Source organism: Flavobacteriales bacterium, from assembly GCA_025210295.1.
Classification (GTDB): Bacteria; Bacteroidota; Bacteroidia; order Flavobacteriales_D; family Parvicellaceae; genus S010-51.
This window is the reverse complement of the sequence record JAOASC010000048.1, coordinates 48301-64520: the sequence shown is the minus strand read 5'-3', so window position 1 is coordinate 64520 and position 16220 is coordinate 48301. Positions and strand designations below refer to the sequence as shown.

Annotated in this window: 15 protein-coding genes; 1 reads left to right on the top strand and 14 read right to left on the bottom strand. The window is 34.2% G+C overall.

Annotation, left to right across the window (positions count from 1 at the left end):
* Positions 1 to 2 precede the first annotated feature (2 nt).
* The 4 genes from N4A35_16515 to lpdA all read right to left on the bottom strand — a co-directional run bounded on the left by N4A35_16515 (position 3) and on the right by lpdA (position 3597).
* Complete coding sequence (locus N4A35_16515) at positions 3 to 542, bottom strand: hypothetical protein (protein ID MCT4583018.1); 540 nt, start codon at positions 540 to 542, stop codon at positions 3 to 5.
* 106 nt (positions 543 to 648) lie between these two features.
* Entirely contained in the window at positions 649 to 1551 is a 903-nt protein-coding gene (locus tag N4A35_16510) for a prolipoprotein diacylglyceryl transferase (GenBank protein MCT4583017.1), read from the bottom strand.
* A gap of 64 nt (positions 1552 to 1615) precedes the next feature.
* Entirely contained in the window at positions 1616 to 2038 is a 423-nt protein-coding gene (locus N4A35_16505; protein MCT4583016.1) for a hypothetical protein, read from the bottom strand.
* Between the two features lie 158 nt (positions 2039 to 2196).
* On the bottom strand, positions 2197 to 3597 hold the full coding sequence (gene lpdA, locus N4A35_16500; GenBank protein MCT4583015.1) for a dihydrolipoyl dehydrogenase: 1401 nt from the start codon (positions 3595 to 3597) through the stop codon (positions 2197 to 2199).
* Positions 3598 to 3805: 208 nt separating this feature from the next.
* Between lpdA and N4A35_16495 the strand changes: the two genes are divergently transcribed.
* The gene (locus N4A35_16495) at positions 3806 to 4873 is read left to right on the top strand and encodes a Cj0069 family protein (GenBank protein ID MCT4583014.1); all 1068 of its coding nucleotides are present in this window, start codon (positions 3806 to 3808) and stop codon (positions 4871 to 4873) included.
* 44 nt (positions 4874 to 4917) lie between these two features.
* Here N4A35_16495 and N4A35_16490 read toward each other — a convergent pair whose 3' ends face one another.
* The 10 genes from N4A35_16490 to N4A35_16445 form a co-directional block, all read right to left on the bottom strand.
* Positions 4918 to 5259, bottom strand: coding sequence for a hypothetical protein (locus tag N4A35_16490; protein MCT4583013.1), 342 nt, complete (start codon positions 5257 to 5259; stop codon positions 4918 to 4920).
* Positions 5260 to 5277: 18 nt separating this feature from the next.
* Entirely contained in the window at positions 5278 to 5619 is a 342-nt protein-coding gene (locus tag N4A35_16485; GenBank protein MCT4583012.1) for a hypothetical protein, read from the bottom strand.
* Positions 5620 to 5756: 137 nt separating this feature from the next.
* Complete coding sequence (locus tag N4A35_16480; GenBank protein MCT4583011.1) at positions 5757 to 7892, bottom strand: tetratricopeptide repeat protein; 2136 nt, start codon at positions 7890 to 7892, stop codon at positions 5757 to 5759.
* A gap of 14 nt (positions 7893 to 7906) precedes the next feature.
* Positions 7907 to 8227, bottom strand: coding sequence for a hypothetical protein (locus N4A35_16475; GenBank protein ID MCT4583010.1), 321 nt, complete (start codon positions 8225 to 8227; stop codon positions 7907 to 7909).
* Positions 8228 to 8229: 2 nt separating this feature from the next.
* Complete coding sequence (locus N4A35_16470; protein ID MCT4583009.1) at positions 8230 to 10566, bottom strand: CotH kinase family protein; 2337 nt, start codon at positions 10564 to 10566, stop codon at positions 8230 to 8232.
* A gap of 87 nt (positions 10567 to 10653) precedes the next feature.
* Complete coding sequence (locus N4A35_16465; protein ID MCT4583008.1) at positions 10654 to 11295, bottom strand: DUF4412 domain-containing protein; 642 nt, start codon at positions 11293 to 11295, stop codon at positions 10654 to 10656.
* A 162-nt stretch (positions 11296 to 11457) separates the two neighbouring features.
* Positions 11458 to 12054 (bottom strand): hypothetical protein, encoded by a 597-nt coding sequence (locus N4A35_16460; GenBank protein MCT4583007.1) that lies wholly within the window; start codon positions 12052 to 12054, stop codon positions 11458 to 11460.
* Positions 12051 to 13922 (bottom strand): M1 family metallopeptidase, encoded by a 1872-nt coding sequence (locus N4A35_16455; protein ID MCT4583006.1) that lies wholly within the window; start codon positions 13920 to 13922, stop codon positions 12051 to 12053. Before N4A35_16455 ends, N4A35_16460 begins: the two co-directional genes overlap by 4 nt.
* Positions 13923 to 13963: 41 nt before the next feature.
* Entirely contained in the window at positions 13964 to 15211 is a 1248-nt protein-coding gene (locus N4A35_16450; GenBank protein MCT4583005.1) for a metallophosphoesterase, read from the bottom strand.
* On the bottom strand, positions 15211 to 16218 hold the full coding sequence (locus tag N4A35_16445) for an amidohydrolase (protein MCT4583004.1): 1008 nt from the start codon (positions 16216 to 16218) through the stop codon (positions 15211 to 15213). Before N4A35_16445 ends, N4A35_16450 begins: the two co-directional genes overlap by 1 nt.
* Positions 16219 to 16220 lie beyond the last annotated feature (2 nt).

Here is a 16220-nt window from a genome sequence, read left to right as displayed (position 1 = left end):
AATTAGTTCATTTTACTCAAAAGCTCCTTAGCAATTTCTTTTGCTAGTGCTTCTCTTCCTGTGTTTTTTAAGCCATCTGAACAATTAACATGAATTAAATTACCTGATTGATAGAGAGAAATCTGTCCTAATTTAGGTATATAATAAGCTTTTTCTCCAAAGCCTTCAAGTGCTGTTTTGTCCATTTTTATAAAAGACATGCTGGTTTCAAGCATAGATACATCTCCAACTGCTCTAGCTATTGTAAGTCCTATAGTATAATGCTCTCCATTCTCTTGAAAAATATAAGAACAAGTAGGGTAGGGACTATCCGATGAATGAGGTTTAATATTTTCAGCATTTGGGAACTTAGATCGGATGTACTCCTCAGAAAGATAGTCGCACGCATGTCCGTTGGAGTTGGATGATTGCGCTGTTTCAGAATTTTCTACAGTTGTCTCCTCTCCTTTATGGGAATCAGCTGTTTTGTTCTCTGTTGTTTCACCGCAACTCGTAAATACAAGGACGATACTGGTCATCAATATTAATTTGGCTAATTTCATAATTATAATTTTTCTTAAAAGTAATGCTTTTAGTAAGTTAAACTCTAAAAATAGTAGTTTTTTTGGTTTTAAGAACAGTTTAAAACTGGTATATGTTCGATTTTATTTAACTGCTGCTGGATGTGGAGTGGTGTTTTTTTAACCAAAAGTACCCTGTAATTCCAATAAGCATAAAGAGAACAGCAATGATTTCTGCTTGAGTAATGGAAAAACCAGCTAGATTATACACGGCATTAACTCTGATTTTTTCAATAAAAAAACGTTCTAGACCATTGAGTGTTAAATAAACAAAGAAGAGTTGACCTGCTATTTTGATTTTAGTTCTTAAGTTCCATAAAATCAAAAATAAGATAAGGGCAGCAAAAGCTTCATATAGAGGAGTAGGATAAACAGGTTCGGCGAGTTGAAAGCAATAATCGTTATAGATACAATTGGGAATAGCTATCCCCTCATTAAGTACGTTGTTGGGATAGTTGTATTTCCATAACCATTCAGGAAACCAAGATGGTGTTGGGGAGTTGTTGACAATTCCCCAATCACCATCTCCACTAATATGACAACCAAGGCGTCCAATTCCATAAGAAAGCATGAGTCCTGGAGCTACAGCGTCCATAAAATGCAATAAGGGCATTTTATACTTTCTTAAATAAATTACAGCAGCAAGAAAAGCAGTAATTAAACCTCCGTATATGGTTAATCCGCTAAAGGGGTCGGAAAAGAATACATCCAATGGTACAGGATCTTCGAGCCATGCAAACAACTTAGCTCCGATAAAACCAAAAATGATAGCAATTAAGGTCAGCATGCTCACATGCTCTTTGGGAGTTGTTTTTCCTTCTTCGTTTGGGATCAACCCCTCCTTTTCTTTACGAAGAACTTCTTTGGTAAAAAAATAATTGGCTCCCAAGAAAGCAAAAGCAACCAATAAACCAAACATGTTGAAATGATTGAAGAAATGAATTTCAATTCCGAAAATATCGTAGACTAGGTGATAGAGGGTTGGATACATTGATTTAGGTTTTAAACGTTGTGTTTGTCATGGGGATTAAATTATTATTGTTGTTCAAAAATAACTAATCAATATTCTTAGTTTTTAGAAGTTGACGAGCAATATGGTCATAGTAGGTAATAAATAGATAGCCAATTACTGTTTTAAGGAAAGTGACTAACCAATTAAAATTGAAATGTTTAGGTGGATTTCCGCCATGTGTTCTAATTTCTAGAGCCGATAAAATACTTTTTAGAAAAAGAGGCAGGTTATCAATTAATAGAAGTCCACCTAGAATCAAAATGGAGATTTTTAAAATGGTTTTAGCATCCAAGTTTCCTAGGTTAATTGTTTTTGTATCAAAACCTTTATCCAATTTTAAGAGTTGGACGATGTTGTCTGCTTTAAAAATTAGTAAAAGAAATAATCCAATTGGTATTAAGATAGACAAGGTAGCAGAGAGTATAATAAATGGTTGTTGAATTTCCCATAAAAAGGCAAAATTCATAGGGATTATATTAAACAAAATACCGATCAGGGTATAAAGCCCAAACAACCGAATAATAATGATAAAAAAATCTTTTTTGGTCATAATGTTATATACTAAAAAGGCACAACCTAAATTCGGATTGTGCCTTTAAAAATATTAGTTGTGATATGCTCTAATTAAATATGTAATGGTTTTCCCATCCAAGCTCCTAAAGCAGCTTCTTTTACAGCTTCACTATAAGTAGGGTGTGGGTGACAAATACGAGCAATATCTTCGGCAGATGCTCTGTATTCCATTGCAACAACAGCTTCCATAATTAAGTCAGCTGCACGAGGAGCAATCATATGTACTCCTAAAACTTCATCTGTTTCTTCATCAGCAATTACCTTAACAACCCCCATTATGTCCATACTTGCTCTAGCTCTTCCCAACGCTTTAATTGGAAATTGCCCTACTTTATAAGCTTTACCAGAAGCTTTAATTTGCTCTTCTGTTTTTCCTACAGCAGCCACTTCAGGCCAAGTATAAACGACACCAGGAATTAAATCGTAATTGATATGTGGTTTTTGTCCCGCTAATAGTTCAGCTACAAAAACACCTTCTTCTTCGGCTTTGTGTGCTAACATTGCTCCTTTTACAACATCTCCTATGGCATAAACTCCATCAACATTGGTCTGCAAATGATCATTGGTTTCAATCATTCCTCGGTCAGTAACCTTAACGCCTATGTTTTCTAATCCTAATCCCTCGGTATATGGCTTTCTTCCAACAGCAACTAAACAATAGTCTCCCTCAAAAGTAACATCTTCTCCTTTTTTATTTTTAGCGACAACCTTTACAGCATCTCCTTCATTGGTTACATTTTGTACAGCATGATTAAAGTTGAATTTAAATCCTTCTTTTTTCAATACTTTTTGTAATTCTTTTGACATTGTCTTATCCATCGTAGGAATAATGGTATCAGCAAATTCTACAACAGTAACTTTAGCCCCTAGTCTAGCGTAAACACTTCCTAACTCTAACCCAATAACACCTCCACCAATTACGATTAAGTGTTTAGGTACTTCTTTCATTTCTAAAGCTTCAGTAGAAGTGATAATACGTTTTTTGTCAGGTTCCATTCCTGGGAAGTAATTAGGTTTAGAACCTGTTGCGATAATCGTTTTGTCCGTTTGGATGGTTTGTTCACCATCTTTACCTGTTACTTTAATGTTGTTTTTATCGACAAATGATCCAACCCCCTCATAAACATCAATTTTATTTTTGTCCATAAGGTATTTTACCCCATCACAAGTTTGAGAAACAACGGCACGTTTACGTTCAATCATGGTTGCTAAGTCAAACGATAAATCTCCAGTTGTAATTCCATGTTTACTAAATGAGTGTTGTGCATCGTGATAGTGGTGAGAAGAATCTAGCAAAGCTTTAGAAGGGATACACCCTACATTTAAACAGGTACCACCTAACGTTGAATATTTTTCAATGATCGCTGTTTTTAACCCTAATTGTGCACATTTAATAGCTGCAACATATCCTCCTGGACCAGAACCTATAATTGTAACGTCGTATTTACTCATTATAATTGTGTTTTATTTTACAGTAATTACTTACTGATTGATTGTAATATTTTGAACGGTAAAGTTACAAATTTAATCTCGAATAGAAATGAAAATTTTATGGTTCGTTATAATCATTTTTTTTTCTGATTTAGGTCATGATTTTGAGGGTGTTTTATGCCGAAATTTATATAGAATTATTAATCTAAAACACATAAAAAAATCAAAAATGAAAAAACACGTAGTAATTTTCGAAGCTAGAGGAGGAACGGACAAAGGGGAGTATGGATTTAGAAGAGATTCAAAGCCAATTATCGACTCTTTACAAGCGCGTGGATGGACAGCTGAAATTATTTTTTACACCGATGAAAACAGAGGTGAAATTTATCGTCACACTATTAAAAAGGCTAGTGCATATATTAGCCGTGTAAATCCAGGTAATTTACCAAGTGAAGTAGGATATTTTCAGATGTTAAGAGAATTAGTTAGGAATGGAGTAGAGGGGCTGCCTCATCCAGATGCAATGACTGCCTATGGAGCAAAAAATGCCGTTGAAAAGTTAAAAGGTACTGCTTTGGTTCCGAGTGATGTTTATACTTATTACGATTTTGATGCATTGAAAGAAAATTTTCCTAAAACACTGAGTAAAGGTGTTCGAGTATTGAAACAAAATAGAGGGTCTGCTGGAGAAGGTATTTGGAGAGTTGAGGTAATGGAGCCAGAGAAATACAAATCAAAGGTAGCATTAGATGCTAAGGTAAAACTAACAGAAGCAAAGGATAATCATACTGAGGAAAAAACATTACAAGAGTTTTTAGAGTTTTGTATTCAATATTTAGATGGGGAAAATGGAATGTTGTTAGATATGCCATTCCTTGAAAGAATAACAGAGGGGGAAATTAGAGTGTTAATGTTACGAGATAAGATTGTAAATATTGTACATAAAAAACCAGCAGAAACACCAGATGCTTTCTCTGCAACATTATTCTCTGGTGCAAAATATCGTTATGATAAACCAGAACAATGGCCAGAATTAGGAGATATTATTAAAAAGAGTATAGCTGTTTTACGCCAAAGGTTAGGGAATTATGATTTACCATTAATTTGGACTGCAGATTTTATCTTAGATACCGATAAAAAGACTGGAGAAGACAAGTATGTCTTGGGAGAGATTAATGCGTCATGTGTCGGTTTTACCACTCATCTAGAATTGAGTGATAACATAGCAGATGAGGTCTTGAGCTTAATGGATGCTGAGTCTGTAGTGAATGATAAGTGGGGGGCTTTTGAGCGCTAACAAACAAAAAAAGAAAAAAGGAGGGGTAGTCCCTCCTTTTTGTTTTAGTGATTATCGTTGTTTTCTTCTAATGCTTCTTGAAGTGCATTGTCAAAAGTTCCATCTTCTATAGATTTGTTGAGTTCTTCTCCAACTTTTTCCCAAGCTTTCATTGCGCTGTATCCCCAATAAGAGCCCAGTAGCGATAATACAATACCGATAATGGCAGCTATCATCTTCCCGTTTTGCTTAGTGGCCATAACAATAGATCCAACTCCTAATAGAAGCCCTAAAATAGAAGTGTAAAGACCAATTGTTCCAACTAAGCTTAGTATTACTCCCATTACACCAAAAATGATTGATAATATTCCTAGGAGTTTCCATGTTTTTTTGTTTTCTGTTGACATTGTATATAATTTAAAATATTAATAAGTTACGGTTACTGATTTGACTTTGTCTTTTTCCCAACATACCTCACAGTCGCTGTCGATAAGTCCATGTTTAACATTCATTAGGTAGCATTTTAATCCGTCTTTTTCTGAAACAGACTTTACTGTAGGCTCCTTTAATTCATATAAATCTACATCTGTTTCTAAGTTGGGATTTGCTCCAAATTCTTCCATAGCATCCATCATACTTTTTGATGCTTCTATTTTAGACATAAAAGCTTTCATGTTGGTATCAACCTCTATTTTTTCAGCTCCTCCACATGAAGCAAAAAATAAAACGCTACCCAATGTAACTAAGCTTAAAATTGCTCTTTTCATAATTAATTGTTTTTTTATTCGAGGGCAAATCTATAGGATGTATAGAGAATAATAAGCTAACACTTACAAGACGGCGTGTTTGAGTTACAAGTTGGTATGATAGGAAGAAAAAATGGTTAGGAACAATCGTAGCTTATCTATTGTTGAGGAATAGCAAAAGAAACAAGGACCCCAGAATGCTGAGGGTGATTAGTTATTTTTAGTGCAGCACTATTTTTAGTAAATAATTGTAGCCTATTGGTCGTTATAGAAATGGCTAGAGATTGATGGTCACGCTCTTTTTTAGGCATAGAAAGTCCAACTCCATTATCTATTATTTCAAAGAGAATTTGATTGTTTTTAGCCTTTATATTGATGCTAATCAAACCTTTATGCTCTTCTGTCTTTTCAATAAAGCCATGAAGAATGGCATTTTCAATAAATGGTTGGAAAATAGTAGGAGGGAGCATTACCGTTTCCGTTTCAATTTGATCAGCTATCGTTATGCTGTACTCGAAGTTTCTATGCTGAAGTTTTTCAATCTCCATATAGTTTTTGGTAAAAATGAGCTCCTCTTCTAAGGAAATTAATTCTTGCTGTACATTTTCAAGTGAAGAACGCATTACTTTGGAAAATTTAGCTAAATATTGTTTAGCAATAAAAGGTTGGTTAGACCCTATATAGTTACTGATAGCGTTTAAAGCATTAAAGAAAAAATGTGGGTTAATTTGAAGTTGCAGTGTTTGGTGTTTAAGTTTTAAAATCTTTTGAGCACTCTTATTTCGTTGAATAATTGAGTAGATTAAGATGACCAGTATAATAAAGGTAGCAAGACTAATGTAAAGAATTTTTTGACTGCTGTTTTTTGCTGCTTGTGTTTTAAATTTTTCTACGTTTAGTCGCTCCTTTTCTATTGCTTTGAGGCTGTCGATGAGTTGTTTTTGCTCGTATTTAAATCGGGCACTTCTATTGGCCGCTTCAGATATTAAGTTGGCATTTACCATGCTGTCTTTCATTTGTGTAGAAAGGTGTAACATTTCATAACCTTTTTTATAATCCCCTTTATTAATATAAATCTGAGACATTAAGTAGGTTATCATATTGGAGAGTTTGGGAGAGTTAAGCTTGTTTAATAATAACATCCCTTTTTGAGCATATTGTTCCGCTTTATTAAAATCGTTATTGTTGAAGTAAAGTTGTCCCAGATGATAATATGAAAAGCCCAAGTTCTCGCTTGGGATATATTGATACGTTTCTTTTAGTTCTATTGCTTTTAAATGAAGTTCTATTGCTTTTTTACTGTCCCCTTGTTGGGCATATAAATCGGCTAAATTAGTCAAGGTAATGGCATAAAGATCTTGTCCAGGAGTGGGGTGAGAAAGCCGGTTTTTATTGTGCCATTCAATCACTTGAAGGGCTTTTAAGTAATAGCTTATTGCACTGTCGTATTTTTTTTGTTGGTGATAAATAGAACCAATATTGTTATAATTATTACATAAACCTAGAGAGTCTTTAGCCTTGACTCTAGCTTGTGTTGATTGACTAAAGTAATGAAGGGCGTTGGTTGAATTTCCCGTGTTTTGGTAGAGGTTTGCAATGTTGTTTAGAACATTTCCCATGCCTCTATAATCTTTAAGACTGTCTCTAATTTTTAAGCTAATGAAATAGTTTTTAAAAGCTGGAGAATATTCCCCTCTCTTTTCATGTATGTTTCCAAGGTTGTTGTAAGATGTAGATAAACTTTTGGCATTATTGGGAATTTGTTTTTTCACAGGGATTGAAGCTTGAATATATTCAAAGGCCAATGAATCGTTCCCTAAAATTTGATAGATGTAGGAGAGGTTATTTAAATTGGAAGCTAGGGTTTCTAGGTTGTTATTTGTTTTAGATAACGAGACGCATTCTTTCATAATAAATAATGCCGAATCAATTTGATTTTTATAGAAATAGCTTTCCCCAATATAGCTCCATCCTATTAATTTGTAATTGTTTATTGGAGTTGCTTCTGTAGGTAGTTTGGTCAATAATTGATCTGATTTTTTTACTAAGAAATCGGCATAAAAGTCGATAGCAGGCCTACTTTGTAAGCTGTCGAGTAAGTTGGCAATCAATTTTAATTGGGTAAGCTCAGATTTTGTTTCTTGGTATAATTCTAATTGTTTTTGAATGATTAACTTTTCCTGTTCAGGGAGGTCTTGAGATTTAAAGTTACTAAGGTTCAGTTCATTTTCTTGAGACCAAAACAAAAAACCGATAAGTAGTAAAGCTACCGTTATAATATGTTTTTTCAACATTCTAAATTGATAAATTAAAATTGACTTTTTAATACGACTTTTTGAAATTCACGATTTAAGATTTCTTTGGTAATGCTGATATGAGGAGTGCCTTGGGTATTGTGTATTTTTTCTTGAGGAACATCTATTCGATATAATAAGTTAAAAAGCTGGGGTTCATTTTGAATTAATAAGGTTTCAAAGTAACGAATACACGCTGTTACGAATTGCTCAGCAGAACTATTACAATCAAACTGTTGTTCAAAGCCTGTTAATAGCAAATCTTTGTTGAGTTGTTGAATGACTTTTGAAACCCAATCGCCAGAGAACTGAATACCTCTATATGTTGGAATCATAATCATCCAATTTTACTAAAGTGTCTTTTTCTCAAAATTATAATTAGAAGAATGAGAATCAAAACAAGAGCTAAAGAACCAACAATTATTTGTTTCCAATACCGATCAATAATGTTAATGTTTGGAGCTTTTGGTGTTTTGAAAGCCCTATTTCTTTCGCCTAGCGTAGGGAGGGTGTTGATATTCCAATTGGCAATATTGCTGATTTGATTAGGGTTAACTTTTTCTAGAATAATTGGTGTTTTAATACTGTCAACTTTAAAGTTTTTGTTAAGATCGTATTGAAAAGAGTCAACTACCGCTAAGTTATGATCTAACAATGCAATAAACCCATTTTGAGAGGGGATTCCTTGAGGTAAGGAGTCCTTATAAACGGGAGATTTTGCGTTTATTTTGCTTGGGTTTCTAGCGACAATTAGATAAGATTTTGGTGCTAAAAAAGTGTTGTCGTCAAAGTATAAATGACTGTCTTCAATTATTAACTTCCAGTTTGAGATGTTAATGGTGGTGTCCGAATGGTTATAAAGTTCAACCCAATCTTTAGTAAGGTTGCTTGGGTCTGATTTAAGACATAGTTCATTAAGTACAACTTTTTGTCGCCATGAACTAGCTTTCTTTTGTTGGAATTTAGGAGTTATTGTTATGGCTTCAGAAAGCTGATAGTCGTATGCTGAAGCCGTTTGGTTAATTCCAGTCCATTCTACAAAATCATAACCAAAAGCAGGTTGAGCAATGAGTCGAATAGGTATTTCTTTAAAATAATAACCATTAAAATTATCAGAAATAGTAAGAGAGTTAAGGAAGACTTTTCCTTTTTCTGGATGTGGATGTTTTATGGTAACAGCTATGGTGTCGGTTAATTCAAATTTTTCCATGAGGTGTTTACGAACATAAGTTGGCCTATAATTGGCAAAATCTCTGAGTATGTTTACATTTCTTTCCCATCTTTTCATGTTGTTACTTCTCCATTTTTTGACATGGTTAGGCATTTCATCGTTGAGTAATGCTTTGATAGAATCAATTTTAAATAATACATTTTCTGAAGTGAAAATAGTATTTAGTCTATCAGAGAAACGGTTGATATAGTTGTTTTTTAGACTGTCGTTTTCGAGTAGTTTTCGAATAATAAAAGTACTCCATGCAGGGTTGGGCCATGCTTCAGTATTCTTAGCTGTCATTTTGGAAAGGGTATTTGTTTTATAACCTTTCCAATCGCTAATACCAAAACTCATATCAGTGTCAAATAAGATCCAACGCCATTGAGAATTGTTGTCTTGGGGTTTCCAGTAACGAATATTTCCTCCAGCATCTCGATTATCAGCATATATTTGAGTAATGTTGTAATCCATAAAGTTGTCAATGTCCATTAGTTGAGACAAGGTTCTTACAGCTAGGGTATCGCTTAAATCATGTCTAGAAAGGTATTTTAACAAGGCTTTGTATTGTTTTCTATTTCCATGTTGTAAATCATTGCGATGTTTCATTAAATCAACACTGTCTGGATTGGCATTCCCATTAAATTTTAAAAAATGTTCTGTAATTTTTTCTCTTAAGTTGTGAATCCCCCAGTAGGTCCCATTAATATAAACGACAACAGGTCGATAAGCTTGAATTTCTATGTCTAAAGGGGCTACAAGGTTGGTGATAAGAGCATCTCTAAAGTGCGTTTTGTTAAAGTCGCCACCAGAGTTTCTTAGTACAAAGGACTTAAATTTTGTAATTTCCTTATCAGGGAATAGTTGGTATTTAAAGTATTTTTTTTCATATTTCTTTCGTGACGTGAGAGAAATTGATTTCATAGGAAGGCTTTTACTAAAACCTCCAAATATTTTTGCCCCAGCTTTTTGATTAAAAGCGAGTGTTCCATCAGATTCATACAGTTCTACGTTGACTTTTCTTTCCCAACCTTTCCAAAAGTTGGCGCCATTATAGGGAGGATCTTCATTGGCACAACACCCTTTAACATAAATTCCTCTTTCATAACTAAAGAAATCGTCTGGATTTGCGGTAATAGCAATTACGCCCATGTCGAAAGTTCTGTCTGTAAAAAAAGTGGTAGTCTTTTGAGCAATTCTTTTCCCCTTTTTATAAGCTACAACAGAGAGTGATCTTGTTGAGTCAATGAATATCGGTTGTGTATATTTTTTTGAAGAACTATTGGGGGTACGGCCATCAAGTGTATAATAATAACTGACGCTATCTTGAGAAGAAATAGTTAGTTCAAAACTATTGGGGTGGAATCCACCAGTATGAGAAAAACAAATAACACAGCTATCTTCCTGTCCCCATAAAAAAAGACTAATTAGTAGCGTTGATAGTAATGTGATAAGTTTTTGCATTAGATAGATTATAACTAGATAAAAATAAACAAAAAAAAGCCGAAAGAATTTCTTTCGGCTTTTTAGATATGCAATATGAATTGTTAATTATCTTTCAAACTTTTTATAATCGCTAGGGATTTCAAAAATACTAGCTTCATTTGCTTTTGCTTTTACTTCTTTTGTTTTTAATTCTGAAACTAAACGGTTAGTAGAAAGAATATATTCTTGACTCAACATTGGGAAGAATCCGTCAATGTTTTCAATTTTTTGGAAAAACAATGATTGATTTTCTTTTCTGTTTAATGCAACAAGCATTGGAATGAAAAAGTCATAATCTCCTTTAGTAACCCAATAGATAATTTTTCGATCTTTTGCTGTACTTGTAACAACAATTTCTTTACATTTTTTACCTAAAATTTCTTTAGTTTTTCCTGTTCTTTCAACTTCAACGTTAAATTCTCCTGCAGGACGTCTATTTGGAGCTTCCATGTATAACTTTTGCTCAGGGCTGATAGCATACATTGTTTTTTTAGTTAAATCAATTAATTGTATACCCTCAACAGCTCCATCATCAGCAACTTCTTCGATTCTAATATGGTCTCCTTTGACGAAGTATCTGTAGTTAACACTAACACTTCCAACATTTTTTTCAAAATCGATTACTCCTTCAAATTGAGCCTGCGCTCCGAATGATATAATTCCTGCTGTTAATACCGTAAAAGCAAGTTTCTTAATGTTTAATTTCATAATGTTTGTTTTGTGGCGACAAAATTTTGTCTAATATAAAAAAACTATCTTAATAATTATTATTGAATGTTCTAAATAATTCAATTACAGTTGTTTTTGCAAGTTTTATTCCAAAAGGTGAAAATATAGGCGGAAAATAAAAGCTTAACAATCTTTTAACGTTTAATTCTCTACTTCTAAACTGTTGAAAGTCGATAACATTTTTTTTACTTTTTCTCTGTAAATATCACGGTTCTTTTTTAACGTCCACAACATGATTGTGTATAGCCTTTCAGTACTTGCTACATGATAAATAAAGTAACTGGCAGTTTCTTGAGTCCCCTCAATATTGGCGTCAAATTCAGCAAAGTAAGCAGCTGTATTTCTCAATTGAATAAATTGAGGTGTAGAGGTGGGGCGCAAATGCATGGCTGTAGTTAGGTGCGTTGTCTGAACCTCATGAAAATTCTTTAGTGTATTCTGCTCTTCATCGTAGGCTTCTAATGCTCTAAAGGCATCAATAAATTCTTGTTTAGATTCATCAATTATGATTAAATATTCTTCCTTATACATGTGCATATACTGTAAAGAAGCTTCATCATTTAGAATTGTAGTAGACTTTAAGTAGTTGGGAACTTTTATTTTATAGCGATGTTCAACAGTGGCCCATTCAAAGTCTTTTTCTAATGAAAGGTTACGAGCAGATTCAACAGTTTCGGTCTTACAGCTTGTCCAAAAAAAGAAGAAAATAAAGAGTAGTGGAAGATACTTTTTAATCATTTTCCATCAAATTTAATGCTTTCATCCTTTTGTTCTTTAGGATAGTAATTGTTTTCGCGGTTAATGTCAGCCATTCTTGTTGATGGGTCTATTTCAATAGCTTCAATGTTTTCAATAGCTTCGTCAATAATTAGTTCATATTCTGGATAAACCCAAGGCCAAGCAGCCTTATTAACTCTAGGGATTTCATAAAGGTCTTCCCCCTTATTGTTTCTCATAATTCGCATAGGAATATAGTACCATTTTAAAGAACCATCTTTTAGTTTTACAACTAAATCTATTGGCATTGGCATGTCTCCTTTTCTAGCAAGTGTAATGTTTGTTTTTCCATCTTTTTTAGTAACCGACTTAATACTGTAATCAATGGTATTGGTTGTTCCAACAAATTGTTCAAAGTACCAATCCAATTCCATATTTGATTCTTTTTCTATGATGCGCTTAAAGTCTTGTGGAGTAGGGTGTTTAAAATGCCATTCATCAAAATAACGTTTCATCCCACGCATTACAGCAGCATCACCAACAATATAGCTTAATTGCATTAATAAGATCGCCCCTTTTGAATAAGCATTGTTCCCATAAACGGCATTGCTTTTATAAAAATCAGCATGCGTAGTTAAAGGTTCCTGTCTGTTGGCTTCAACAACACGTTTATATCCTCCATATTGTCTAGCGATAGGGTTCAAAGCACCTCCATTATTGAGGTAATCCATCGTTTTATACTGAGCAAAAGTGGTAAACCCTTCGTCCATCCAAGCATATTTACTTTCATTAGTCGCCATTAACCCTTGAAACCAACTGTGAATGGATTCATGAACAGTAACACTTACCAGTCCTTTAAAGCTACTATGAGCAGTAATTAAGGTACACATTGGATATTCCATTCCTCCATCACCTCCTTGAATTACTGAATACTGTTTGTAAGGATATTCGCCAAAGTTTTTATTAACAAACTCAAAACTTTTTTTGGCTTCAGGCTTTAGTTTGGACCAACGTTCTTGCAAGGTATCTTTCATATAGATAAAGTGTAAGATAGTACCATTGTCCAACGCAGTTGTGTCGTGAGTAAATTCTGGATCAGCAGCCCAAGCAAAATCGTGAACTTGTGGAGCGTAGAAATGCCATGTTAGTTTATTAGGGTTTCCTTTTTGTATTTTTATTTTTTTGTTTTTATCCTCGTATCCTTTCCCCACTTCTTGTGGGTTTTGAACATATCCCGTTCCGCCTAATAAGTAGTCTTTATCAATCGTGATTTTAACATCAAAATCACCCCAAATCCCATGGAATTCTCTTCCAATATAAGGGTTAGCATGCCAACCATCTTTGTCATATTCACACATTTTAGGATACCATTGTGTCATTGAATAATCCACACCCTCTTGATTGTTTCTTCCCGTTCTTCTAATTTGTACAGGAACCTGACTGTCGAAACTCATTTTAAAGGTTGACTTTTTCCCAGGTAAAATAGGAGTTGCGAGTTGAACCTCTAAAATAGTACCAACGACATTATATTTTAAAGCTTTTCCGTTTTGAGTTAAGCTATTAATTTTATGAAAACCAATTTCATCAGGTTTTAAATGTACAATACGATCCCCCACTCTTGGGTCAGGATCAATAATAGTTCTTGAACGAACATCCATCATCGATCCGGGTTGAAAAGCATTGTAATACAAATGATAAAAAACATGGTGTAATGTATCGGGAGAGTTATTGGTATAGACTAACTCTTGTTCTCCTTTAAACTGATGCTTTTTAGCATCCATATCGATATCCATCTTGTATTTCGCATGTTGTTGCCAGTAACCGCGCTGTGCAGAGCATGATGTTTGAATAAAAGCTAAAATGATTAATAATGTGACGAATTGTTTCATGTTGTAATTTATTTTGTGTCGGAATCTGAGTTGCGAAGATACTATTTTCTGTTGGAACTTGATGAGTTGTTGGATTGCTTCAATTCAATGACTGTGATTTCTGGCCATATCCCAACTCTTCCAGGGAAAGCATGATAGCCAAAGCCTCTGTTCACATTAATATATCTACCCAATTCTTGATACAATCCAGCCCATTGTTTATAGACATATTTAGAGGGACTCCATTTGATGAATCCAGGTATTTCTATGCCAAATTGTAGCCCATGGGTATGGCCACTTAATGTCAATTGGTAATTAAAGTCATCTTTTTTCACTTCCAATTCCCAATGACTAGGGTCGTGACTCATTAATATTTTAAAGTCGTCTTGATGAACATGTTGACTAGCCAATTTTAAGTCTCCTGCTTTTTTGAATTGTTTTCCCCAGTTTTCAACTCCAATTAAAGCTATTTTTTGTCCCTCTTTTTCAATTGTTCTACTTTCATTTAATAACAGTTCAAACCCAATTTTGGGATGAATGTCTTTTATCGCTTGAAAATTAGCTGCTTTATCTTCTGGTGTTTTCCATTCGTTATATTCACCATAATCATGATTACCCAATACCGAATATTTACCATAGGGAGCGTTTAATTGCTTAAAAATAGAAATCCATTGGTCCATTTCAGTTGCTTTATTATTTACAATGTCCCCAGTAAATAACAACAAATCAGATTTTTGCTCATTAATTAAGTCAACTCCATATTGAACTTTTTCTTTGTTGGTAAAGCTTCCAGAATGTATATCAGAAATTTGAGTAATGGTAAAGCCGTCAAAAGCTTTAGGTAAATCATCGAAAAACAATTGGTATTTAATGACTTTGAAATTATACCTTCCTTTAATAATTCCATATAGAAAACTAGAAAATGGAATAGCTGCTATTCCCAAAGCTAATTGTGAAATAAATTTTCTTCTCCCTTTTATTGGAGTAGATGGTGTACCCTTAAAAAGTTTGAAAATTCGTTGACTCCCCCTGTTGAGGTCTTCAATCAACAGAAGGATGAGAATAAATAACTTAGGGACTACATTGATTAAAACAAGCCCCAAAGCCCATTGTAATTGTATTGTTTGTCCCTCAGTTCTAGGGGTTGTAATAAATCCATAGGCTAGATTAACGAAAATTAAAATAGGAATCGCCAACCAAAGCTTTTGTAATGTCTTGTTTTTGGTCAACTGTTTTATCGCCTGAAAAACATAGAGTTCTATTAAACCTCCAACGATGAAGAAGAGCAATAAAAAAACAAAAATATTCATTACAGGAATAGCTTTTTGTCAAGGTTTAACCATTCAAGTGTGCTGTTACAAAAAATGTCATCAACTACAGGTTTTTCTAAACCAGCTTCTGTAACAAACTTTCCAATTTCTAAATCCCCTAGTGGAAATGGATAATCGCTTCCCAAAGTAACTCGATTAGAGCCTTGAACTTCTAATACATATTTTAACATCCTTGGGTCATGCGTGATACAATCGACCCAAAATTTTCCTAAATAATCTTTGGGATTAATTGGATTGTCTACAGCGACTAAGTCCGGACGGCAATTAAACCCATGTTCTATTCTACCAATTGTAGCCAAGAAAGAGCCGCCTGCATGTCCAAAGTTGACTCTTAGTTTAGGGAATTTTTCGAATATTCCACCAAAAATCATCGATGAAATAGCTCGTGCTGTTTCAGCAGGCATTCCAACCAACCATGGCAACCAGTATTTTTCCATGTGCTTTTTTCCCATCATATTCCATGGATGAACAAATATGGCTAACCCTAATTTTTCACAAGCTTCCCAAATAGGGTAAAACTCAGGTTCATTCAAGTTTTTATTGTCAACGTTAGAACCAATTTGTATACCTACTAAACCGATTTCTTTTATTCGATGTAGCTCCTGCACAGCAAGTTCAGGGTCTTGCATCGGAATAGTCCCCAGACCAACATAGTTTTTAGGATATTTTGCTACTAAATTAGCGATGTCGTCATTTAGAAACTGAGCGACTTCTAATCCGTCTTTAGGCTTGGCAAAATAAGCGAATAATACAGGAATCGTACATACAACTTGAACTTGCGTTTCATGCTGCTGATATTCCTTAATTCTAACCGCTCCGTCCCAACAGTTCTCATTGATTTCTCTAAAGAACTTTTCTCCTTGCATCATGTTAGCATAACCCTCCCTATGATGATCCAAATGGATAAAACCGTCATAACCAAATTTGTCGGCCCAACGTGGAAGATTTTTAGGCATGATGTGCGTGTGCATGTCAATTTTAAGCATAG

Bases quoted from the DNA above. Each gene is read 5' to 3' on its own strand.
- N4A35_16515 (MCT4583018.1), bottom strand. From the start codon at position 542: ATGAAATTAGCCAAATTAATATTGATGACCAGTATCGTCCTTGTATTT.
- N4A35_16510 (MCT4583017.1), bottom strand. From the start codon at position 1,551: ATGTATCCAACCCTCTATCACCTAGTCTACGATATTTTCGGAATTGAA.
- N4A35_16505 (MCT4583016.1), bottom strand. From the start codon at position 2,038: ATGAATTTTGCCTTTTTATGGGAAATTCAACAACCATTTATTATACTC.
- lpdA (MCT4583015.1), bottom strand. From the start codon at position 3,597: ATGAGTAAATACGACGTTACAATTATAGGTTCTGGTCCAGGAGGATAT.
- N4A35_16495 (MCT4583014.1), top strand. From the start codon at position 3,806: ATGAAAAAACACGTAGTAATTTTCGAAGCTAGAGGAGGAACGGACAAA.
- N4A35_16490 (MCT4583013.1), bottom strand. From the start codon at position 5,259: ATGTCAACAGAAAACAAAAAAACATGGAAACTCCTAGGAATATTATCA.
- N4A35_16485 (MCT4583012.1), bottom strand. From the start codon at position 5,619: ATGAAAAGAGCAATTTTAAGCTTAGTTACATTGGGTAGCGTTTTATTT.
- N4A35_16480 (MCT4583011.1), bottom strand. From the start codon at position 7,892: ATGTTGAAAAAACATATTATAACGGTAGCTTTACTACTTATCGGTTTT.
- N4A35_16475 (MCT4583010.1), bottom strand. From the start codon at position 8,227: ATGATTCCAACATATAGAGGTATTCAGTTCTCTGGCGATTGGGTTTCA.
- N4A35_16470 (MCT4583009.1), bottom strand. From the start codon at position 10,566: ATGCAAAAACTTATCACATTACTATCAACGCTACTAATTAGTCTTTTT.
- N4A35_16465 (MCT4583008.1), bottom strand. From the start codon at position 11,295: ATGAAATTAAACATTAAGAAACTTGCTTTTACGGTATTAACAGCAGGA.
- N4A35_16460 (MCT4583007.1), bottom strand. From the start codon at position 12,054: ATGATTAAAAAGTATCTTCCACTACTCTTTATTTTCTTCTTTTTTTGG.
- N4A35_16455 (MCT4583006.1), bottom strand. From the start codon at position 13,922: ATGAAACAATTCGTCACATTATTAATCATTTTAGCTTTTATTCAAACA.
- N4A35_16450 (MCT4583005.1), bottom strand. From the start codon at position 15,211: ATGAATATTTTTGTTTTTTTATTGCTCTTCTTCATCGTTGGAGGTTTA.
- N4A35_16445 (MCT4583004.1), bottom strand. From the start codon at position 16,218: ATGCTTAAAATTGACATGCACACGCACATCATGCCTAAAAATCTTCCA.